We start from the raw sequence: 20,876 nt of genomic DNA, 5'->3' as shown, positions 1-20,876 counted from the left end.
CGGCCTTTTTTCTTGAAATGATTAATTAAAGATTAATACGAATTTACGTACAAATTCGCGCTAGCATAATTATTTCCTCGATTCACATCCGGCAGCTGATTATACGGGTCAACATTGATATTAACAGTATTGTTTGTGCCGTACTGCACTCCGTCAAAGCCGACAATTAGGATCACGCTTTGGCCGGGAGCCAATGAACCTTCATTTTGAGTCAGGTTATTATTGCCGTTATTGTAATTATTGTTGTTGCACTGATAGACGCCGTAATTGTAATAGCAGTTGTTATTGTTGTTATAACTATTCGGCAGAGTGGCGCTGAAAGTCCAGTTACCGCTTGCAATCGATCCCTGATTAGTTACTCGAAATCGAACAGCTGCTCGATTAGAAGCATTAATGTAAGAAGAAGGATTGTACTGACCGCTGTAGCGATCAACTGTGCCAGTATCCATAATCTGAACTGCCAAATCTAGGCCATTAGTAACTACGCCCCCGCCATAATATTCACCATTATTTCCCGTAGAATTAATAGTCACTTGGGCGCTGTTGTTATTGGTGCGAAGTTCAGAACGACTGTCGCTGATGGAAATTTGAACTACCCGATTCTGACCGGTCTGAACATAATCAAAGTAAAGTTCTCCGCTGACAGCCATGCCAGCCGGAATAGAAATCTGGTTGGAAAGATTTTTAGTCTGATCTGCGGGATTAACTGCCGGTAGGGCAGCTGAAAGATTCCAAGCTCCTGATGGACCTTCTCCGACATTTTCTACCTGAAACTTAACAGCCACTCGATCATTGGTGTTTACGTTAGTGGTTGGAACAAAAGCTCCACTGTTGCGATCGAGTACTCCGATTGAGCTGATAGTCAATTGAAGGTCGGGATTACCATTTTGATTAAATGAGGCTCCACCATTATTTCCGGAATTAGAATTGCCACCGGTATCTCCATTATTGACTGGGTATGGAGCGGAAGTAGTGGCGCTCTGATTGCTTGAAGTAGAAGCAGGAGTAACAACCGGTCGATTTTGATTAGTGCTTGAAGCGTTTTTGCTAGGAGTAAAGAGGGAAGAGATAGAGACGTTTACCGAAGCCAAAGAAGAAAGGGCTCGCGGCACCAATTTGATAATGCCAATACTTAGAATAATTAAAACGACTAAAACAACCCCCAAAATCAAAACTCGCCAGACGATTCGGGCAGGGTTTTTATTCTCCTCCTCGATTGGGAGATTGATAGGGGCACTTTCCTTAATTTGCCGAGGGCTTTTATTATCAGGGTTTTTATCTTTTTCCATAATGCCGAATTATACTCCATATTTGATTTTTTGTCAAATACCCTTATAATACTCTTATGAAATGGTATAAACGTCCGGAAGCCACCTTCTCTTTTTTATTTTTGGGAATTTTTTTGGTTACTTTTGTCGTTCTCTATGCTTTTGGTCTAATTCCAACCGAATTAAAAGAACAAACAGGTACACCCAATATCTTAAACCAGCTTTCCGAGAATTCCATTGAAAGCATCACCGGTGAAAATAATCCTCAGAATCCAAATCCCTTGCCGCCCACTGATCAAGTGCCGCTTCGCATTCAATCTGACGTCATCGGTCTAAATTATCAAGTTATTAATCCCTCGAGCACTGGTAATACCACGCTTGATAACGCACTCACGGAAGGAGCGGTGCATTATCCCGGATCAGGATTGCCAGGCTATGGCAACATGTTCATCTTCGGCCACTCCACCGGTTTCAAAGTGGTGAACAACAAGGCTTATCAAGTTTTCAACAACATTCACAATTTAAAAGAAGGAGATCAGATTAAAGTTCTTACTAAAGACAGAGTTTATTTTTACACCGTCGCCTCAGTGAAATTGGAAAAAGATACTAACGCTTACGTCAGCTTCTCAACCAAACAAAACATTTTGACTCTCTCAACCTGTAACAGTTTCGGCGCTAAGGAAGATCGCTACGTCGTCGTCGCCACCTACGCCGGCACCGCCCCGATCGGGAAGAGCTGATCCCTCCAGAGACTTGACTTTTTAAATAAGTTGTGATAGTTACCGAAATGGGATAACTAGTTTCGGAAGTTCCGGAACACCCAAAATTGAAATCAGGAGGTATTAATGAAACGCAAGTTCTTTAGCAATTTACTTTTTCTCATCATCTGTGCTCTTCCACTTGTGGCGGTGGCAGATCAGAAACCGAGTCACAAATCCGCCACTTCGTCTCGAACGGCGACAGCCGATGCTTCAGCCACAAGTCCACCCGCCACTCCCACCGGTTCAAAGACACCTCCGGTCGTTCAGCAATTGGACCCGGATCTTGTAAAAAAGGATAAAGACATTGAGAAGGCTTTACCTACCGAAAAACAGAAATTGGTTCAGGAGATTGGAACAAATACTCCGCCGCCGGAAGACTCGGAAAAAACCAACAATATCGCCGAGACTCCAAAGGGTCAAGTTGACGCCGCCTTCCAAAGAGTGATGCAAGACTGGAAGGATCAAAAAGAGCGGGCGGAACGCGATAAAGCTCAGGCTGAAAGCGACAGAGACAAAGCGGAAGGTGATCTGGCGCAAGAAAAAAAAGATTCTGCCGCCAAAGATCGGGAAATATTGCGTTTGAGAGGGAAAGCCTCAAACGCTTCCGATGCCGAAAACCGAGCAAAATATTGGGCGGAACAATCGGCTTTCTGGGAGAACAAAGCTAAACAAGCCAATGCCAATACCACCGGCTGGAGGAAGTACGCCGAAGGCTTGAAAGCGAAGGTGGATGAATACCAGAGAAATCTAACAACGCCGACTCCATAGTCGAAAAGCGTTGATCTCACTGGCCAATTAGCTCTAGCTAATTGGCCATTTTTATTTTAGACGGGATTATATATTTGACTTTTCTAAATCTTGTGATAATAAGGACTTGGAAGTTCTATACAGGCTTTCCAATCAAAATCAAACCAAAGGAAACATATGAATGGAAATACGAATGGTGACAATGTCATCCAAAAAGGCACGGAAATCAAAGGAATCATCACCTTTTCTAAAAAATTGATCTTCGCAGGCATCTTGGAAGGCCAGCTCATAAGTAAAAACGGCTGTCAGCTCGAGATTACCAAAGATGCCCACGTCAAAGGCGAAATTATCGCCCCGGACGTTCAGATTGACGGTGAAGTTAATGCCGTCGTCACCGCCAAGACAGTCGGCTTCGGTCCAAATGCCAGGGTTACTGGAGACGTTAATTACGAAAGAATCATCGCGACGTCTCCCACGGCTCAACTTACTGGCAAGCTTATCCAGGCGAGTCAAAAGCCAGAGGGACCAAAACCTGGGGCCAGTACTGCTCAGTCTTCGAGTGCCCCAGCCTCCGCGGCAACTCCCTAGCTCCCAATTTCAAGATTCTCGTTTTAAAACGAGAATCTTTTTATTTTGATTGACATTTTAATAAAAAGTGATAAAAAGCGATTAGAAAAGGAATCGAATGAACATAGACAAAATAACTACTTTAGCCAATCTTACCTACACCGAATTAAAGACCGCAACCTGGAATGGCAAAGCAGTGCCAATGCCAGTTAACGGAAAAGGCACCATGCTTCGGCAGACATTCCGTTCTGTAATGGTGAAATGGTCGGAGGCGAACGAGATGCCACTTCAAATGGCATTAAGTCATCCATTCATCACCAAAACTGCAATTGAATGGGCTTCTTACACCGCTTCCAGCGATCAGGGAAACGGTCATGCCCCAAACATTGCCGCTCCGCCGCTTGAGGCACCGAAGGATCAAGCCCCAACTCCAGTAATTGAGGTCGACACTCACAGTCAGTACTACAGCAACCGCCACAGTGTTGATCGAATCAGGGATACGGCAAAGCGTGCCTTTGAGGAAGCAAACCCTCAAACAGGAGCGCATACAAAATTGACCGGCTATGGCCTTCGTCAAGTTTCGTTTGTTAATCCCATGGTTGAGGGCGATACGGCTACTAATACGGGCCGGATCCCTTCAGATCTTCTTCTCAACATTACAGCCACTTCCGGTCATCTGGTATTGCACGGGCAGGTTTACTTCACGGGTCCAACCGACGGCATCCGCAGGGGATCCACTGTTACAGGCATTACCGGCTCGACCGCGGGGTTAGCGGCCGATGCCGATGGGAATGGCATTGATACCAGCTCCCTCGGGTGTATACCTGAAATTGAGGAACTGACGAAGCCGATGATCGAAACCTATATTCGGGGCATTGAAATGCTTCGAACAGGTGACGAGGCTACTGGTCAAGCTCACCTTGCCGAAGCGGAAAGGACACTTGAACGGCTAAAACCGGAGATTCGGAAATTCCAAGTGGATGTTTCCGGTCTGTTTGCCGCCCCGGCCAATCCGTCAGCGGAATGGCAGGAAAAATTAAAGCAACGGCAGATCAACCTCGGGCGATGTCCTTGGGTTTTAGTAAATACTGAGACACGGGGAATTCGGTTGAGAACTACCGTTCCAGCCGCTCTGACCTTTTCGGAATTTCGCAACTTGGTGGGTCGAGTCCTCGACCACATTGTTGAAGAAGAACTTGCGAAGACAGTTGTCCGAAGGGAAAGAGTTCTATCCTATGATGAGCGCCAAGCTCTTCGGGAAGAATTGAAACATTCATTCCGAAAAGGGGCGAAAAAAGTTCTGGAGAGATATCCTGACCGACTAACCATTTCGGAAGTCTTGGTCGAGGTCTTTTATCCGAACATTTCCCCAACCAAGATCTTGGACGCCCAATTTGTCCAGCATCGCCCCGAACCTCCAAAAGTTCGAGAGGATGAGGTGGGGCGAATCTTTGTTGGAAACAAGCTAGTCTTTGATCCAATTGCCGAAGTGCCGTCACCTTTATCAACCACCAAGACTTATGTGGTTGAAAAAAATCACCACGGTTTTGTGGTCGATATCAAGGAAGAATCGGTCGAAAGCCCACCGATTACCTACGGTAGGCGCAAAAAACGCCAAAAACCTACGGTTAATCCACCGGCTCTCAAGCCACCTGAACATCAAATCGAAATTGCTGAAGAGCCCGAAGAATCAAAAGGGGAAAGAAGGGACAGCTCTCAAAGAGCTCAACCTCCAAATCGGCTCAGAAAAATAAAGGATTTTTTGGGGGCTCGAAACTAGCTCATTCATGACCTGTGCTAAAACACAGGTCATTTTTATTATCCTTGACTTTTAAGATAAATTATGCTAATATTTACCGCAGTTAGCTCTCAACAACACCAAACCTAGAAGGGGAAAGTTTTATGAATTCAATTTTGCAAGGCCCTCAACCGATCAAAGAAAATCGGTTTCAACGATTCTTCGATGCTCTCAGGATGAAGGGAAGTCCGCGATGGATCAGATGGGTAACCCGGCTGGTAATCGTGGTGGCAATACTATTTTGCTTCACCCGACTTCGCTCTTCCTCCTCTGTCCAAATAGCGGGCGTTCCTAACGCCGAGGATCAAAAGTTACTTCAGGCAACACCAACTCCTAAAGTGGCTTCAACCCCAGTCGCGGCGGTGACTCCAAATAATCCGGCGCAGACAAGCGGAGAAAACTCATCGAATCCTGCGTTGGCGAATGATATCGACAACAACGCTCCACCTCCAGAAGGGATTACTTCGGAAGAAGACCCCGAAGGGGAACAAGTGGTGCAGGACGCTCTCACGGACCGTCAGAAAGAAACGGCTAGGCTCCAAAAGGAGCTCGACGAAAAGGATCGGCAGTTAGCCGAAAAAAATCGGCAGCTGGCGGAAGTGAACAAACCAGGCGTTCAGGGGAAAATATCTCCGACACCCGCAAGTTCGCCCACGAATACCATCAAGATGACAAAGTCGGCTCTCTTTTCCCGCAAGGGAAAACCGCCGGCCTACAGTAACGATGGGGAGCCGCCCAGAGAAAATAAGGCCCTCCATCATGAATGGGTTACCTCCAAAGAACTGGAGACAAAAGCGGTGGTGGATTGGTACATTGCCAAGTACGGCAAGCTGATCCCCGACGCTATTACTCTCGATCTGATGGCTCATGGTCGAATCAAACAAAGTCCCGACGGGCGCTTTTACGGGTTGCCTTTCTTAAAGAGGGATCAATTGATTCCTACCGAGGAAGTCGAAGAATACGCGGCCGACAACGACATTCACTTCAAGCAATTGTAGGGAAAGTCGAAAAATTAATAGCGGACAACCCTTGGGTTGTCCGCTATCTTCTTTATAATAAAACAGACTTGACAAATTGTACAGCTTGGTGTATACTTATGGAAATTATTAACAATTAGTTATAAAAAATTATGAATAAATTAATTAAATTAAGCAAGAAAACCAAGGCTATTTTGGCCATTTTGGTTATTGTCGGAGGACTCTTTATGGTCGGTTTCTTAGGCATGGCTCATAAGGTTTCGGCTCAAGAATGGAATGACTCAGGCTGGGCTTTTGACGGTGGAGACAATTTTAGTGGTGATATGGGATGGGTAGACTCCGGCTGGGGCTCTGCTGATAACACTGGTTATGTCGATGCATATGATCCTTGTTCCTACGGCGGATGCGACACTCTAGATGTATATCAAGACTGTAGCTATAACTGTGGATATGATACTTATGATGTTTACAACCCATGTGATTATAGCTGTGGTAGTTATGGAAATTACGGCGGTTCCAGTTATGGATCATACGGCTGTGGAAGCTGTTACTCATATCCAAACTATTCTTACCCAACTTACACCCCAACCCAGACATATCATCCGCCTTCTAGCACCCCGGTTACTAACGTAAACACAAACGCTAATAATAATTTCTCCAACTCAAATTCTACCTCTAGTTCAAGTGCCACTGCCACTGCAGTGAACAACAATACGAACACTATTATTATTAACACTCCAGCGGGCAACAATAATCAGAACCAGAATTTAACTGCTTATTGTACGGCTAACCCTTCCAACCCATTAGTTGGAAACACGGTAACTTGGCAAGCGATTGCTTCAGGTGGAAATGGCAACTACTCATATTCTTGGAGCGGAGATGTCTACGGCAGCGGCCCAAGCGTTTCAAATACCTACTACAACACTGGTACTCGAAATGCAAACGTAACCGTAACTTCAGATGGCCGACAGGTGACTGCCAATTGTTCAGTCAATGTTCAGCCAAACGGTAATCAGGCAGCTTTCACTACGGTCTATCAGCAGCCGATTACTGGTACGCCTAGCGCCGGTGTCTTCCTTAGTCAAATTCCAGCTACCGGCATCAGCATGAATCTTAAGATGGCTCTCTTCTTCCTCGGACTCTTCATGTGGAGCGCCTTCGGTGCCTACATGATCATTCAGAAGCGAAAAGTTGGAGCTTTAGCAGCCGTCGGAATCAGTACTTCAGAAATGGGTCTCGATTCTGATACGGAAGTGGAAACTCCGGAGGCGGAAATTGATACTCCAGTTCAGGAAGAGGTGACCGCCGAAGAGTTTGAAAACAGTCTTTCCTTCATGGCTCGAGAAAACAATGTCCTTATCTCTCGCGATGGTTTGACCAATATTATGGCTCGAACCGGAACTGATAAGAGCGCCGCTGAATCAATGCTTAACACCTTGATCAGTAAAGTTTCTCGAAATGATGGCAATTACGCCACTCTTAACTCAGAGAAAATTGAAAAATTACTAGCTTAAGAAAACGATTACAAGATAAAAAGAAAAAGGCTCGCTTTGCGAGCCTTTTTCTTTTGGCTATTTTCTTGTCTTAATCTCTTCTTCTAATCTCTTCAGGAGATCGGCTAACGATACTGATCCCTGATTGCCATTGTCGCGGCTTTCTAAAGTCACCGTCTGCGATTCCACTTCCTTATCACCAATAACTAAAAAGTATGGAACTTTCTCAACTTTAGTTTGTCTAATCTTTTTGCCCAGACTTTCATTACTTTCATCCGTTTGGGCTCGAATACCAGCCTGATGCAATTCTTTAAAAAGTTCTTTTGAGTAACCAAGATGATCCTCGCCAATAGGTAGAATTTTCACTTGGATTGGAGAAAGCCAAAGTGGAAAGGCGCCGGCGTAATGTTCTATCAGAAAGCCGATGAATCTCTCGTGCGTGCCGAGAGGGGCTCGATGAATGCAGAGAGGAGTTTCTTCCTTGCCGTTCTTATTAACGTAAGTTAGATCAAACCGTCGAGGCTGGGCAAAATCCACCTGATTGGTAGCCAAAGTAAACTCGCGGCCAATGGCGCTCCAAACCTGCACATCAATTTTGGGTCCGTAAAATGCTGCTTCGTTCGGGACTTCCACAAAGGGAATCTTCGATTCCACCAAAACATCTCGCACCATTTTTTCCGTTTCTTCCCAGAGCTCCGGTTCATCTACAAATTTCTGTCCCAACTTTTCCGGATCGTGAGTAGATAATCGCATTTGGTATTTATCCACCCCAAAAATCTTAAAATATTTCAAATAAATATCATTAACTCGACGAAACTCATCAGCGAATTGCTCTTTAGTGCAATAAATGTGAGCATCATTCATTTGGAGCGACCTTACCCGCATTAAACCAAAAAGCTCGCCGGATTTTTCATGGCGATAGCAAGTGCCATATTCAGCCAATCGAAGCGGTAAATCACGATAGCTGGGGCGAAGAGCGGCATAAATCTTGTGATGATGCGGACAATTCATAGCTTTCAAATAATAATTGCCGCCCTCATATTCCATTGGCGGGAACATACTTTCTTCGTAATAGGGAAGATGACCGCTCTTTAAATAGATTGACTCTTTGGCAATGTGAGGGGAGCGAACTCGGCTGTAGCCTTCCTGAAATTCAGTCTCCTTAGCGAGTTTCTCAAGTTCTTCAATCATCACGGCGCCGTTCGGCAGCCAGAGGGGCAGACCTGGACCCACATCTTCATCAAAAGTGAAAATCTTTAATTCCTTGCCTAGTTTTCGGTGATCACGTTTTTCCGCTTCTTCCTGTTGCTTTTTGTAGTTATCGAGTTCGTCTTTGTTATTGAAAGCCAGACCATAAATTCGCGTCAGCATTTTGTTTTTCTCATCACCTCGCCAGTAAGCGCCGGCCAAATGGGAAAGCTCGAATCCATTCGGATTAATATCTTGTATATCTTCCACGTGTCCGCCGCGACAGAGATCAGTGAAATTTCCGGAAGTATAGAGAGTGATTTTCTCGCCTTTCTTTTCGATCTCATCTATTAATTCCAACTTGTAGGGGTTGTCGGCAAAGAGAGCGCGGGCTTCGCCCGCGCCAACTTCCTTGTGAGAGAAATTTTTCCAAGTCGGAAAAATTTCTCTCATCTTCTTCTCAATCTTTTTCAAATCCGCCTCCAAAATAGAGGAGACAAAATCAAAATCATAATAGAAACCATTCTCAATGGCCGGTCCAATAGTATTCAGGGTGTCAGGGTGCAATTCTAAAACCGCCGCCGCCAGAAGATGGGCTAGTGAATGCCTGATTTTAGACAATTGCTCATTATTTTCCATACGCAAATCTTATCATGTTCATACTTTATTAAAAATTGCTTTCCCAAAAGGACCGTGCTAATTTCAATTTAGATGAAAACTACTGTCTTTGCGGGCGCCGTAAAACGTCACGATATACTTGAAAAACTTCATGATGGAAAAGATTGCCTCTTCCTCGATCAAGGTGGAAATCCAGAATTACTGATTCTGCAAGATATCCATATTTTTCGACGCAGTCATCACTCTAAATATGTTCTTATCGATTTACGCGGGAATACGGTGTACTCTTTTTCAAGAAGAGTGAGCGAAAGCAGAACGCTCTCTTGGGATAAGTATCGAAATCCGGGAGAAGTGCTTAAACCAATGGTTGAGTATCTTGACACCGAACGACTGGAGAAGAAGGTTGCTTTATTAAAAATTCCGTTTCCTCGTCATAAAGGAAGACGTCGAAAGAATTTTCGTCGCCACGTTTACATGCCATATATGTAATTGGAATGAGCCGCTAAAACGGCTTTTTATTTAAATTTCCTTAATTGCTTCTGCCACCATACTAGTCTCACCGTTGCGGCCGGAGAGACGCCCTTTAACAGCTAAACATTTTTCCGGAGCGATGATGGAGCTGTATTTTTCAGTTACTTTTGGAAAGACTACCACTTCCATGTTGCCGCTATAATCCGCAATCTTCAAAAAATACATTGGCGAACCATTCTTAGTGCGGATCTGTTTAGCTTCTTCTACGATTCCCTCAATGACAGCCAGCATTCCTTCTTTTAGTTCAGCCTTAACCTTAGTGATATTGGTTTGTTTCTTCTCCAAGCGCTCGCGATGTTTGTCTAAAGGATGCCCGCTTACATATAGCCCGAGAAGCTCCTTTTCCCAGAGGAGCTTCTCGGCCGGCGTGGCTGGAGGCGCTTCGCGCAAGCGAAGCGCCGGCAGAGCCACCGTTTCAGCAAAGGATCCGAACAAGGAATCCTGGCCGGCCGGTGCCCGATTCTTTTCTTTGTTGTACTCTAAAATATCTTCAATGTTTGCCAGCAAACATCCGCGATCGCCAAACTGATCCATCGCTCCGGCTTTGATCAAAGCTTCCAGCGACTTCTTATTTAGATTGCGATCAACGATTCGATTCAGAAAATCTTCCAATGATTTAAACTTACCGTTTTCTTTTCTCTCTTTAATAATGGTGGCAGCGATTCCGGCTCCAAAATTTTTAATACAGGTCAATCCGAAACGAATTTTGTCACACTCGGCCCCGTCAGTGCCTTTCTTAACCACCGTGAAATCTTCAAAGCTTTCGTTAATATCCGGCGGCAGCACTGGAATGCCCATACGTTTGCATTCATTGATAATTTCCGCAATTTTCTCTACGTCGCCGGATTCAGCCGTTAGTACCGCTGCCATATAAATACACGGGAAGTTAGCCTTCATGTAGGCAGTCTGGTAAGCCACTTTGCCGTAGCTTGCGGCATGAGCCTTGTTAAAGCCATAAGCTTGAAACGGTTCAAAAAGCTTCCATAATTTCTCGGCGAATTCCTTTGTCTGACCATTCTTAATAATACCTTCAATCAGCTTTTCTTTCTGGGCAGCCATTTCCTTCGGAATCTTTTTACCTACCGCTTTACGAAATTTGTCGGCCTCGAGCCACGAGTAGCCGGCGAGCTCGATGGCGCTAAAGAGAAGGTCGTCCTGATAAACAATTAATCCATAAGATTCTTCCAGATATTTTTTCATGCGTGGATCGGGATAGGAAATCAGGCGAGGACTATTCTTGCGGCGAATATATTCGGGAATTACTTCCATCGGTCCAGGGCGATATAAAGCCACCATGGCATTGATGTCGTGAATAGTGGAAGGTTTCAACTCTTTTAAGTAACGAGTCATGCCAGCTCCATTTAATTGAAAGAGTCCAACCGTCTCTCCCTTAGCCAAAAGTTCAAAAGTTTTTTTATCGTCCAGAGTGACGTTTTCAATATCAACTTCGATTCCTTCAATAGCTTTAACCAGTCTCACGGCGTCGGCGAGAATTGCCAAGTTCCGAATCCCTAGAAAATCAAACTTCAAAAGGCCGGCATTATTCTCGTCCACTGAGTGCATGTCATATTGAGTAATGATCTTGCTGGTCTCATTTTCGCCGGTGCTTTTTGGGTCATATTGAAGTGGCACAATTTCCGTTAAAGGAATAGGGGAGATCACCACGCCGGCGGCATGGACGCTAATATGTCGCGCCAAGCCTTCAATCTTCTTGGCCATATCAATAATAGTACGAACATTCTCTTCGGTTTTGTACAATTTAGTTAGCTCCGGCACTTCTTCCATGGCTCGATCAATAGTCATCGGAAATCCTTGCGCGCCAAGTGGAATAAGCTTGGCAATTTTATCGCCAACATCATAGGGGAAGCCCAAAGCTCTGGCCACATCCCGAACCGCTCCTCGTGCCATCATCGTTCCGAACGTTCCGATTTGGGCCACCTTGTCTTTGCCGTATTTCCCGCGGGCGTAAGCAATCACTTCGTCTCGTCGATTGTCGGCAAAATCCATATCGATATCGGGCGCCGACGGTCTTTCCGGATTAAGGAAACGCTCAAAAGGCAGTTTGTATTCGATTGGATCAACGTTAGTGATGCCAGCTAGGTAAGTGACCATGGAGCCGGCGACGGAACCTCTAATAGTAGTCAGGATTTTGTTTTCGTGAGCGAACCGGATTAGATCCGCCACCACCAGGAAGTAGGGGGCATAACCTTTATTCTTAATGATCTCAAGTTCATATTCGGCTCGTTCTTTCACTTTACCCGAGTAAGCAACGTCGCGTTTCTTGGCCCCATTCTCCACTAATTCTCGTAATTCGTCATCGGCTGTTTTGCCGGGAGCCACTTTGTAATCGGGGAAGAGCCACTTACCCAAAGGAAGTTCCAGATTGCATTTACTACTGATAACCTGGCAATTTTCTAGGGCTTCCGGCAGATCCTTGAAATATTTTTCAGCAGTTTCTGGCGAGATGAAGGAAAAATCACGACCATCTTCTACCACCGTTCTTTCGCTAAACTCGTTTTGAATAAAGACTAAAGTATTGCGAGCTTTCTGGTCGGCTGGGTCTAAATAATATGAATCGTGGGCGGCTACAATCGGCACAGAATTTTTCTTGGCAAATTCCACCAACTTTTTCATGTTCTTGTCGTGGCCCTCGATTTCCGGATGATGTGTGATTTCAATATAAAAGTCGTCGCCGAAAAGTTTATTGTAAAATTTCAGAAGTTCCAAAGCCGCTTCTTCATTTTCATTTCGCAGGTTAACGGCAATGTCTCCACTGAATGATGGGGAAATCATCAGTAAGTCATCTTTGTGCTTTTCTAAGAGTTCCTTATCGAGCCGAGGCTTGTAATAGAAACCTTCCAGAAAAGAGGCGGTGACCAATTTAATCAGATTTTTATAACCGTTTTCGTTTTTGGCCAGTAGCAGCAGCCTGGTACGTTTATTGTCAATCCGTGCTTCGCGATCGTGTCGTGTGCGATTGGCTAAATAAAAATCCACGCCGAGAATGGGCTTAACGCCCTGTTCTTTGCATTCTTTATAAAATTCGATAGCACCGTAGAGATTACCGCTGTCGGTTAAAGCTAGGGCCGGCATGCCGTACTCTTTAGCTTTGGAGACGAGTTCGGGAATTTTGGGCAGAGCCTGAAGCAGACTGTAGTGAGAGTGGGCATGTAAGTGGATGAACTTAGAAGACATAGCCTTGTTCTTCATAGTATATAGCAATCCGTCCGATCGGAAATATTGAAGAGTGCGGCTAAATATTGCCGAATAAATAAAAAGCTAGCCTAAGCTAGCCCCAAAGAATAGGATTCCAACACCCACAAGGGTCTGGAGTACCGGGTGGTATTGCATCACTTTTTCCAGCGAATTCCTCCAGTGGCAAAATATCCAAAGGTGGTAATTTAGGAGAAACGTCGGGTTTGGTTTCCGCAGAATATTTGGCTTTTTGCATGACTCTATTAATATAGTAACTATAATTTTGATAAATGAAAGAGGGCATTAAATATATTGTTGGTATTGATGAGGTTGGTCGCGGGCCATTGGCCGGGCCGCTGGCGGTCGGCGCCTTTTTGGCGCCGACCGATTTTGATCTCAATGTTTTTGCCGAGGCTCGCGACTCCAAAAAGATGACGGCCCAGAAAAGGGAAGAATGCTTTAAATTGATTAAAGCGCAATTCGGCCAAATCCCAGGGGCCGAATTGCGCTTCACCGTCTCTTTCATTAGCCCGCAACGAATTGATAAAGTCGGCCTAACTAAATCGACCCGCACGGCCATCAACAATTGTTTGCGCAAATTTAAATTAAATCCCGAGGAATGCCTGGTTCTTTTGGACGGGGGATTAAAAGCTCCCAAAAAATATTTAAATCAAAAAACCATTATTAAAGGTGATGACAAGCAAAAAATTATCTCCCTCGCCTCCATCGTGGCCAAAGTCACCCGCGATCGTCGCATGACTCGTATTTCCAAAAAACATCCAAGATACAATTTTCATAAGCACAAGGGTTATGGTACTCGAGAACATCGAGCCTTAATCAAACAATTTGGTACATCCCCAATCCATCGTCTTAGCTTTCTGAAGAAAATCACAGCCAGCCCTTAACCCCGACACTGCACGGAAATCGGCAAATAAAATTGCCAAAATACGAAATTCTGTTATATTTAGGCCATGGTTATCAGAATGCGACATACTCGGGCTCATACGGCCAATCGGCGAGCCCATCACGCTTTGAAGGCCGCCGGCACGGTTCTTTGTGCTGAATGCGGGCATCCAAAGCTGAAGCATTTGGCCTGCCCAAACTGCGGCAAGTACAATAAGCGAGTAGTTGTAGACGTGGTAGCCCGCGCTGAAAGAAAAGAAAAGCGACGAAAAGAAAGAGAAGCAGTAAAATAGTTCGTAAAGTTGAAAGTTCATAAAGTTCTTAAAGTTTCTCAACTTTAAAACCTTCATGAACTTTAGAAACTTCCTTAAATGGCAAACCGGCACCTTTCCAGATCAATAGCTCTGCAGGCCCTCTTCGAGTGGGATTTTGCTAATAGAACCGATTCCGAAATTGACGGGATTATTGAACGCATTGTTCCTGAATTTGCGGCAGGCATGGGAGACATGACTTTTGTCCGTGCTCTTACTTCCAATATTTTAAAAAAGCGCCCCGACTTAGACACCATCATAGAAAAGGCCGCTCCTGACTGGCCAATTCAAAAGATCAGCATAGTGGACCGCAATATTCTGCGGCTTGGTCTTTATGAGTTGCTTTTTGCTGACCGAAAAGAGGTGCCGGCCAAAGTGGCAATCAATGAAGCTATTGAGCTGGCCAAAACTTTTGGAGGCGAAACCAGCGGTAAGTTTGTTAATGGAGTACTCGGAGCTGTTTACAAAGAAATGGGTGAGCCAGGCAAAGACGAGCAGTCTAGCAAGAAGCATCGAAACTTTAAAAACGTGCCGTATGAACAAATGCCAATTGAGACTCTTGGTGGAGCGGTCGTTTATGCTCACGATAAAGGAGAAGTTTACTTAGCTTTAGTGCACGATGTTTTTGGTCACTGGACTCTTTCCAAGGGGGGGCTTGAAGCCGGCGTGGATGTTAAAGAGGGCACGAAAAAAGAAATTAAGGAAGAGATTGGTCTCGATATTGAGATTAAAGATGAATTGGCTAAGAACGAATACATTGCTACTCATCCTGAGAAAGGCAAGATTCGCAAACAAGTTATTTATTTTTTGGCCGAATCAAGTTATCAGGATCTTCAATTAAAGAAGAGCGGGGGATTGGATGATGCGCGCTGGTTCAAATTGAAAGATATTCTGGATCTCAACTTTTACAACGATATTCTGCCGATCATTACTAAAGCCATTAACTTGCTTTTAGCCAAAAGTGAAATTAAAACCTCCGGCAAACGATAAGGTTTAAACAGTTTAGAAACAAATTATTATTTAATCAGATTTCTTTCGACATTTCGTAAAGATTGTGAAATGTCGAAAGAAATTCCAATATCATGGATTTCTCTCAATTTGAAAAAAATACCGGCTTGGCTTTTAAAGATAAAGCTCTGTTAAAGCAGGCCTTTACTCATCGATCATATCTTAACGAAAATCGAAATCTAAAGATCGAGCACAATGAACGATTGGAGTTTTTAGGCGATGCCGTCTTGGAACTTGTCGTTACCGACTATCTCTTTAAGAAATTTTCGGAAAAGCCAGAAGGAGAATTAACCTCCTATCGCTCTTCTCTAGTTAACTACAATATTCTCTCCGAAGTGGCTAAAGAGCTTAAAATGAACGATTTCCTACTTCTCTCTCGCGGAGAAGCTAAAGACACGGGACGAGCTCGCACTATTATTTTAGCCAATGCTTATGAGGCTTTAGTTGGCGCCATTTATTTGGATCAGGGATACGAGGCCGCCCGCCTTTTCATCGCGGGCGGCCTTTTCCACCTCATCGACGATATCGTCCGAAAAGGCTCATTTATTGACTCTAAAAGCCTTTTCCAAGAGAAAGCTCAAGAGAAGGTTGGAATTACACCCGCATATAAAACTGTCCGAGAAGAAGGACCCGATCACGACAAGCACTTCACAGTCGGAGTTTTTCTAGACAAGGATCTGGTAGTAGAAGGCACTGGCAAATCTAAACAAGAAGCCGAACAGGAAGCCGCCCGCAAAGCTCTGGAGAAAAAAGGTTGGTAATTTGCTAAAATATACTCATGTATCTTAAGTCTCTGGAACTTTCCGGCTTCAAATCATTCGCTAAAAAGAGCACTCTGGAATTTAACACTCCTATTACGGCCATTGTTGGCCCCAACGGCTCCGGCAAGTCAAACGTGGCCGAGTCTTTTCGATTTGTCTTGGGCGAGCAGTCATTTAAATCGATGCGAGGAAAGAAAGGGGAAGATCTCATCTTCAATGGCGGTAAAGACTCTCCTCGAGCCAATCGAGCGAGTGTTAAGGTCATTTTTGACAATACGGACCACGCTTTAAATGTGGATTTTGATGAAGTTAGTATTGAGCGCGTGGTACATCGAGACGGTATCAACCAATATCTGATTAACGGCTCGGAAGTGCGCCTGCGCGACATTATTGAACTTTTGGCCGGAGCGCATATCGGCGCTTCCGGACACCACATTATCTCGCAAGGAGAGGCGGATAAAATTTTGAATGCCAATTTGCGCGAGCGCCGAGCCATGATTGAAGATGCTTTAGGCTTGAAAATCTATCAATACAAAAAAGAAGAAAGTGAAAGAAAACTGGAAAAGACTGAAGAGAATATTAAACAAGTGGAATCGTTGCGTCGTGAAATCGCGCCGCATCTGAAATTTTTGAAAAAGCAGGTGGAGAAACTTGAGAAGGCGCGGGAGATGAAGGTTGAACTCGGTGAACTGTACAAAGAATATTTCAAGCGGGAAGAAATGTATTTGAGTGCCGCCAAGGCGGCTATGAGCGAGCAGAGGAGAGGGCCGCAAGCGGAGCTTGCGGCCCTGGAAAAAGAGCTCCAAAATGCTAAGGGCATTTTGGAGCGCACCAAAGAAAAGGATTCGCGCGGTCAGGAGATTATAAATGTTGAGGGAAGGCTGAAAATCACTCGCTCCGAGAAGGATGTCTTAACGCGCGAAGCCGGCCGAATTGAAGGAGAGATTGCTTATCTTGAACGAACTATTAAAAAACAGAAGGAAAGCAAGAATCAGGCGGAGCAAAAAACAGTTTACCTAAGAGAAGTCGAAAGCTTAAAGTCTCAAGTAGAAAGCTTAATTAAAGAAGCGGAAGGATCATCAGAAGTTGGAGCCATCAAAAGTTTACTCTCTAAAATCCGAAATCTTTTCAGCAGTTTCGTTGAAAGCAATCGTACTAAACGCGAAGAAGCCAATGTAGCCGATCTTGAGACCGAACTTTCCGGTTTGAATAAGGAAAAAGTTCAGATTACGGAAAAACTTCAGAAACAAACAGCTGAAGAAAATAAACTGAATCAAGAATACTTGAGATTAAAAGAGGAAGTAGAAAAAGGTAAAGACTCCAGCATGGAAGCTGAACGCAAAATGCTCCAGATTATGGCGCGCCAGACAGAGCTTCACGCCGCCTTGAATGCTCTGAAATCTACTGAAGAAAGGCTAAATCTCGAAGAAGCTGACTTTAAAAGAGAGTTGGGCGAAGCCGGCGCCTTATTGGGAAAAGAAGCTAGTAATTATCAGAATTTTAATTTACCCGAGAAACTGGAGAATCGAAACGACCAGTTAGAGCGCCGTCGCTATATTGAAAAGATTAAGATTCGCCTAGAAGAAGCCGGAGCCGGCGGGGGAGAAGATATTATGAAGGAGTACAAAGAAGCGGAAGAGCGCGATGCTTTTCTCGGACGAGAATTGGAAGATTTGGATAAATCGGCAGCCTCACTAAAAGAATTAATTGCTGACTTGGAAAATCGTTTGGATATTGAATTCAAAGAAGGCGTACGGAAAATCAACGAGCAATTTAATAAATTCTTTGGCCTGATGTTCGGACACGGCGGGCGCGCCTCCCTCGAGGTGGTCCGAGAGAAGGTCCGCGCCCGCCGCCGCCCAACCGACGAAGACCTCGAAGATATGGATCTAGCTGACATGCCGCCTGAAGACGACGAAGCCGAAGCTCCTGAAGGTATCGACATCTCCGTCTCTCTTCCTCACAAGAAAATCAAAGGTTTGGTAATGCTCTCCGGTGGTGAACGAGCCCTCACTTCCATCGCTCTTCTCTTCGCCATCTCTCAAGTCAATCCGCCGCCATTCATTATTCTCGACGAAACCGATGCTGCCCTTGATGAAGCCAACTCCCGCAAATATGGCGACATGATCGAAAATCTTTCTAAATATTCTCAACTCATCCTCATCACCCACAATCGCGAAACAATGTCACGCGCTGGTATCATATACGGAGTCACCATGGGCGGAGACGGTCTCTCAAAACTACTCTCTATTCAATTTGAGGAGGCGGTAGCGGTGGCGAAATAAAAACACCCTGGGGGGTGTTAACTACTTCTATTTTTCATTTTCTCTAATCCAGGCAACTCTGTCTCAGACTCTAAGTAAGCCGAATTTAGAAGAGTAGCATAGTTTGAATTCGGAGGAGCATGAGTTTCTAAAGCAGATTCAACAAGGAATTTCTGATTTTTAAGATTATCTTCCCACCAGCAAATAATATGTCGTTTAGAGCGTTGAGCTGAACGAGGGAGTTTTTGAATTAATTGCCAAGGGCAAGTCTCTATATAGAGAATCTTATCTCCTACGGATTTAACTGACAATCGCATCAGAAATCCCGGCATTAATTCACACTCATGAAATCCTAATCGGGTTGCCTTAAGCATAGCCCCGAAAGAAGGTTGGCTATTCATATAAAGTCCTATACTATAATTTAGATTAAACCAAAACTATTTCCAGTCAATATACGAAATGTTTAGAAATTTACAAACTGGTAATCCAAAGTTTTCTTTTCTAGATCGGCGGCTTTTACTTTGATTTTTACCTTGTCACCTAACGTGTATTTCTTCTTAGTTTTCTCACCGACGATGGCGTAATTTTTTTGATCAAAGATGTAGTAATCGTCGGTCAGGTCACGCAGTCGGACCATGCCTTCGGATTTAGTGGTGACTTCTTCCACATAGATACCCCAGTCAGTGACGCCGGAAATAATGCCGTCGTAGATCTCGCCAACGTGCTCGCTCATATATTCCACCTGTTTGTATTTAATAGAGGAACGCTCGGCATCGGCTGCTGCAATCTCGCGGCGAGTAGATTCCTCGGAGACCTTGTAGTAATAAGCCATCTGATCGGGGCTGATTTTCTTGCCGTGTAAAATGTCGTTGAGAATTCGATGTACCAAGAGATCGGGATAGCGGCGAATTGGGGAAGTGAAGTGGGTGTAGTAGTCAAAAGCCAGACCGAAGTGGCCAATATTTTTAGTGCTGTAAATTGCCTTAGCCATCGAGCGAATGGTAGCCGTTTTAATCAACGATTCTTCGGCTTTTCCTTCCACTTGATTGAGGAGAGCTTGAATATCCTTCGGGGAAATCTTTTTATCGTGAATCGGCAATTCGTAGCCGAGCGCCTTTAGGAAAATGGAGAGCTCGGCGATTTTTTCTTTATCGGGTACGTCGTGGATTCGATAAATGGAAATATCTTTATTTTGATATTTCTCTCTGGCCGATTGATAAATAAAGTGAGCTACTTCACGGTTGGCCAAAAGCATGAACTCTTCAATTAGCTTATGGGTGTCAAGTCTTGACTTCTTTACCACCTCGATTGGCTTCCCTCGTTCGTCGAGCTTGAATTTCACTTCATCGGTTTCAAAGTCGATGGCTCCCATCGTAGTTTTTTTCTTTCTGAATATCTTGGAAAGCTCGTTCAAAGTATTTAACTCGTTGAAGTATTCTCCCGATTTTTTATTCAAGATTTCCTGTGCTTCTTCGTAAGCAAATCTTTTATCGGAATGAATAATCGTTCTGCCGAACCAGCGATTTTTTACTTCGGCATTTGGGGTTATTTCAAAAACGGCTGAAAAAGTTAATTTGTCTTCCTGTGGGTTCAGGCTGCAGATGTCGTTTGAAAGAGCGTGGGGGAGCATCGGAATAGTTCGATCTACTAAATAAACGGAGAAGCCGCGCTTGCGGGCCTCTTTATCGAGCTCGCTATTCGGGCGGACATAATAGGAGACGTCGGCAATATGGACACCGACTTCGTAGTTGCCGTTTGGCAATTTCTGGAAGGAGAGAGCATCGTCAAAATCCTTGGCGTCGACTGGGTCGATGGTGCAGGTGAAGATGGATCCCGCTTCGCCGGACGCTGAGCGAGGCGATCGGAAATCGCGGCGGCTACTGATCTCCGCCGCCGCGATTTCTTTCTCTTCTCTTTCAATCCGCTCAGCCTCAAGGATTGCCGATTCCGGAAAAGTAGTGTCAAAACCCTTCTCCAAAACAATCGATTCCATTTCCACGTTATGATCTCCCTTTTGTCCCAGCACTTTCAAAACTCTGCCCTCCGGACTTTTCTTTCGATCCTTCCACGAAACTATTTCTGTCAGCACTTTTTCACCCGCTTTAGCATTCAGGGCTCTTTCCTTTGAAATAAAAATATCGATATACATTTTCCGATCGTCTGGCACCAAGAAAAAATTTGAACCAACGGCCTCCAGCACGCCCACAAACTGAGTCTTGGCTCGTTGAAGAATTTCAACCACTTCTCCCTGAAGTCGGCGACCTTTCTTCTTGGGGTGGGGAACTGCCACCACTAAATCTCCGTTTAAGGCAGTGTTTAAAAAGGCATTTTCAATTTCTAAATCTTCGGCTTTTGGATCAGCCGGATTAGCCACGTAACCAACTCCTCGGGAATTTATGCTGATTGTTCCCTGAAGTCGCACTTTTTCATTTTCATTCTTATTTTTAGGCTTTTTCTTTGACATTTTGTAAGATGATGATACCATA

The 20,876-nt window shown here is 44.6% G+C and carries 17 protein-coding genes; 12 read left to right on the top strand and 5 right to left on the bottom strand.

The features are described from left to right. Positions 1-32: 32 nt before the first annotated feature. On the bottom strand, positions 33-1,289 hold the full coding sequence (locus VFA52_02215; protein ID HZS43013.1) for a hypothetical protein: 1,257 nt from the start codon (positions 1,287-1,289) through the stop codon (positions 33-35). 56 nt (positions 1,290-1,345) lie between these two features. Between VFA52_02215 and VFA52_02210 the strand changes: the two genes are divergently transcribed. The 6 genes from VFA52_02210 (at position 1,346) to VFA52_02185 (ending at position 7,632) form a co-directional block, all read left to right on the top strand. Beyond that, complete coding sequence (locus VFA52_02210) at positions 1,346-2,008, top strand: class E sortase (GenBank protein HZS43012.1); 663 nt, start codon at positions 1,346-1,348, stop codon at positions 2,006-2,008. 105 nt (positions 2,009-2,113) lie between these two features. Continuing rightward, positions 2,114-2,797 carry a hypothetical protein gene (locus VFA52_02205; GenBank protein HZS43011.1) on the top strand — a complete coding sequence of 228 codons (684 nt, stop codon included), beginning with the start codon at positions 2,114-2,116 and terminating at the stop codon, positions 2,795-2,797. Between the two features lie 156 nt (positions 2,798-2,953). After that, complete coding sequence (locus tag VFA52_02200; protein HZS43010.1) at positions 2,954-3,364, top strand: polymer-forming cytoskeletal protein; 411 nt, start codon at positions 2,954-2,956, stop codon at positions 3,362-3,364. A 97-nt stretch (positions 3,365-3,461) separates the two neighbouring features. After that, positions 3,462-5,123, top strand: coding sequence for a hypothetical protein (locus tag VFA52_02195; protein HZS43009.1), 1,662 nt, complete (start codon positions 3,462-3,464; stop codon positions 5,121-5,123). Between the two features lie 122 nt (positions 5,124-5,245). After that, positions 5,246-6,139, top strand: a complete 894-nt coding sequence (locus VFA52_02190) for a hypothetical protein (GenBank protein HZS43008.1) — start codon at positions 5,246-5,248, stop codon at positions 6,137-6,139. A gap of 131 nt (positions 6,140-6,270) precedes the next feature. Next, on the top strand, positions 6,271-7,632 hold the full coding sequence (locus VFA52_02185) for a PKD domain-containing protein (protein ID HZS43007.1): 1,362 nt from the start codon (positions 6,271-6,273) through the stop codon (positions 7,630-7,632). Between the two features lie 57 nt (positions 7,633-7,689). Here VFA52_02185 and thrS read toward each other — a convergent pair whose 3' ends face one another. Continuing rightward, positions 7,690-9,438 (bottom strand): threonine--tRNA ligase, encoded by a 1,749-nt coding sequence (gene thrS / locus VFA52_02180; GenBank protein ID HZS43006.1) that lies wholly within the window; start codon positions 9,436-9,438, stop codon positions 7,690-7,692. A gap of 72 nt (positions 9,439-9,510) precedes the next feature. Here thrS and VFA52_02175 point away from each other — a divergent pair, with 72 nt between their 5' ends. Beyond that, positions 9,511-9,906: a hypothetical protein gene (locus VFA52_02175; GenBank protein HZS43005.1), complete on the top strand. Its 396-nt coding sequence runs from the start codon at positions 9,511-9,513 to the stop codon at positions 9,904-9,906. Positions 9,907-9,936: 30 nt separating this feature from the next. Here VFA52_02175 and dnaE read toward each other — a convergent pair whose 3' ends face one another. Further along, positions 9,937-13,143 (bottom strand): DNA polymerase III subunit alpha, encoded by a 3,207-nt coding sequence (dnaE, locus tag VFA52_02170; protein ID HZS43004.1) that lies wholly within the window; start codon positions 13,141-13,143, stop codon positions 9,937-9,939. Positions 13,144-13,433: 290 nt separating this feature from the next. Here dnaE and VFA52_02165 point away from each other — a divergent pair, with 290 nt between their 5' ends. From VFA52_02165 to VFA52_02145, 5 genes are all read left to right on the top strand, one after another. After that, complete coding sequence (locus VFA52_02165; protein ID HZS43003.1) at positions 13,434-14,048, top strand: ribonuclease HII; 615 nt, start codon at positions 13,434-13,436, stop codon at positions 14,046-14,048. A gap of 78 nt (positions 14,049-14,126) precedes the next feature. Then, a complete protein-coding gene (gene rpmF, locus VFA52_02160) occupies positions 14,127-14,339 on the top strand; it encodes a 50S ribosomal protein L32 (GenBank protein HZS43002.1) in 213 nt (70 codons plus the stop codon). Between the two features lie 78 nt (positions 14,340-14,417). Then, the gene (gene nusB / locus VFA52_02155; protein ID HZS43001.1) at positions 14,418-15,347 is read left to right on the top strand and encodes a transcription antitermination factor NusB; all 930 of its coding nucleotides are present in this window, start codon (positions 14,418-14,420) and stop codon (positions 15,345-15,347) included. Between the two features lie 92 nt (positions 15,348-15,439). After that, the gene (gene rnc, locus VFA52_02150) at positions 15,440-16,126 is read left to right on the top strand and encodes a ribonuclease III (GenBank protein ID HZS43000.1); all 687 of its coding nucleotides are present in this window, start codon (positions 15,440-15,442) and stop codon (positions 16,124-16,126) included. A gap of 17 nt (positions 16,127-16,143) precedes the next feature. Then, complete coding sequence (locus VFA52_02145; GenBank protein HZS42999.1) at positions 16,144-18,411, top strand: AAA family ATPase; 2,268 nt, start codon at positions 16,144-16,146, stop codon at positions 18,409-18,411. Positions 18,412-18,428: 17 nt separating this feature from the next. Here VFA52_02145 and VFA52_02140 read toward each other — a convergent pair whose 3' ends face one another. Both VFA52_02140 and rnr read right to left on the bottom strand, forming a co-directional pair. Further along, positions 18,429-18,791 (bottom strand): hypothetical protein, encoded by a 363-nt coding sequence (locus VFA52_02140; GenBank protein ID HZS42998.1) that lies wholly within the window; start codon positions 18,789-18,791, stop codon positions 18,429-18,431. 62 nt (positions 18,792-18,853) lie between these two features. Then, positions 18,854-20,875, bottom strand: coding sequence for a ribonuclease R (gene rnr, locus VFA52_02135; protein HZS42997.1), 2,022 nt, complete (start codon positions 20,873-20,875; stop codon positions 18,854-18,856). Between the last annotated feature and the right edge of the window lies 1 nt (position 20,876).

Source organism: Candidatus Paceibacterota bacterium (genome assembly GCA_035652395.1).
Classification (GTDB): Bacteria; Patescibacteriota; Minisyncoccia; order Phycocordibacterales; family CAJBRS01; genus JADGRH01.
The sequence above is the reverse complement of the archived record's forward strand: the minus strand, read 5'-3'. Positions and strand labels throughout refer to the sequence as shown.

Excerpts from the sequence above, each read along its gene's own strand:
- VFA52_02215 (HZS43013.1), bottom strand. The coding sequence starts at position 1,289 with ATGGAAAAAGATAAAAACCCTGATAATAAAAGCCCTCGGCAAATTAAG.
- VFA52_02210 (HZS43012.1), top strand. The coding sequence starts at position 1,346 with ATGAAATGGTATAAACGTCCGGAAGCCACCTTCTCTTTTTTATTTTTG.
- VFA52_02205 (HZS43011.1), top strand. The coding sequence starts at position 2,114 with ATGAAACGCAAGTTCTTTAGCAATTTACTTTTTCTCATCATCTGTGCT.
- VFA52_02200 (HZS43010.1), top strand. The coding sequence starts at position 2,954 with ATGAATGGAAATACGAATGGTGACAATGTCATCCAAAAAGGCACGGAA.
- VFA52_02195 (HZS43009.1), top strand. The coding sequence starts at position 3,462 with ATGAACATAGACAAAATAACTACTTTAGCCAATCTTACCTACACCGAA.
- VFA52_02190 (HZS43008.1), top strand. The coding sequence starts at position 5,246 with ATGAATTCAATTTTGCAAGGCCCTCAACCGATCAAAGAAAATCGGTTT.
- VFA52_02185 (HZS43007.1), top strand. The coding sequence starts at position 6,271 with ATGAATAAATTAATTAAATTAAGCAAGAAAACCAAGGCTATTTTGGCC.
- thrS (HZS43006.1), bottom strand. The coding sequence starts at position 9,438 with ATGGAAAATAATGAGCAATTGTCTAAAATCAGGCATTCACTAGCCCAT.
- VFA52_02175 (HZS43005.1), top strand. The coding sequence starts at position 9,511 with ATGAAAACTACTGTCTTTGCGGGCGCCGTAAAACGTCACGATATACTT.
- dnaE (HZS43004.1), bottom strand. The coding sequence starts at position 13,143 with ATGTCTTCTAAGTTCATCCACTTACATGCCCACTCTCACTACAGTCTG.
- VFA52_02165 (HZS43003.1), top strand. The coding sequence starts at position 13,434 with ATGAAAGAGGGCATTAAATATATTGTTGGTATTGATGAGGTTGGTCGC.
- rpmF (HZS43002.1), top strand. The coding sequence starts at position 14,127 with ATGCGACATACTCGGGCTCATACGGCCAATCGGCGAGCCCATCACGCT.
- nusB (HZS43001.1), top strand. The coding sequence starts at position 14,418 with ATGGCAAACCGGCACCTTTCCAGATCAATAGCTCTGCAGGCCCTCTTC.
- rnc (HZS43000.1), top strand. The coding sequence starts at position 15,440 with ATGGATTTCTCTCAATTTGAAAAAAATACCGGCTTGGCTTTTAAAGAT.
- VFA52_02145 (HZS42999.1), top strand. The coding sequence starts at position 16,144 with ATGTATCTTAAGTCTCTGGAACTTTCCGGCTTCAAATCATTCGCTAAA.
- VFA52_02140 (HZS42998.1), bottom strand. The coding sequence starts at position 18,791 with ATGAATAGCCAACCTTCTTTCGGGGCTATGCTTAAGGCAACCCGATTA.
- rnr (HZS42997.1), bottom strand. The coding sequence starts at position 20,875 with ATGGTATCATCATCTTACAAAATGTCAAAGAAAAAGCCTAAAAATAAG.